This is a genomic window from Shewanella sp. MBTL60-112-B2, from assembly GCF_019655055.1.
Lineage (GTDB): Bacteria > Pseudomonadota > Gammaproteobacteria > Enterobacterales > Shewanellaceae > Shewanella.
Genome location: NZ_BPFA01000109.1, coordinates 1 through 440, shown reverse-complemented (window position 1 = coordinate 440; position 440 = coordinate 1). Strand labels below are relative to the sequence as shown.

The 440-nt window shown below is 47.5% G+C and carries 4 tRNA genes; all 4 read left to right on the top strand.

Annotated elements, in window-relative coordinates:
- Positions 1-4 precede the first annotated feature (4 nt).
- The 4 genes from K5Q73_RS21460 (at position 5) to K5Q73_RS21445 (ending at position 437) form a co-directional block, all read left to right on the top strand.
- A tRNA-Lys gene (locus tag K5Q73_RS21460) sits at positions 5-80 on the top strand.
- A gap of 43 nt (positions 81-123) precedes the next feature.
- Positions 124-199: transfer RNA gene (locus K5Q73_RS21455), tRNA-Lys, on the top strand.
- Between the two features lie 43 nt (positions 200-242).
- Positions 243-318 (top strand) — tRNA-Lys (locus tag K5Q73_RS21450).
- Positions 319-361: 43 nt separating this feature from the next.
- Positions 362-437, top strand: a tRNA-Lys gene (locus tag K5Q73_RS21445).
- The last annotated feature ends 3 nt before the right edge of the window (positions 438-440 follow it).

The following is a 440-nucleotide window of genomic DNA, read 5'->3' as shown; positions in this document are numbered from 1 at the left end:
AAGGGGGCTGTTAGCTCAGTCGGTAGAGCAGTTGGCTTTTAACCAATTGGTCGAAGGTTCGAATCCTTCACAGCCCACCACTTTTCTACAAGTGGCTAAAGAAGTAGAAAGCAATACCCAAGGGGGCTGTTAGCTCAGTCGGTAGAGCAGTTGGCTTTTAACCAATTGGTCGAAGGTTCGAATCCTTCACAGCCCACCACTTTTCTACAAGTGGCTAAAGAAGTAGAAAGCAATACCTAAGGGGGCTGTTAGCTCAGTCGGTAGAGCAGTTGGCTTTTAACCAATTGGTCGAAGGTTCGAATCCTTCACAGCCCACCACTTTTCTACAAGTGGCTAAAGAAGTAGAAAGCAATACCCAAGGGGGCTGTTAGCTCAGTCGGTAGAGCAGTTGGCTTTTAACCAATTGGTCGAAGGTTCGAATCCTTCACAGCCCACCACTT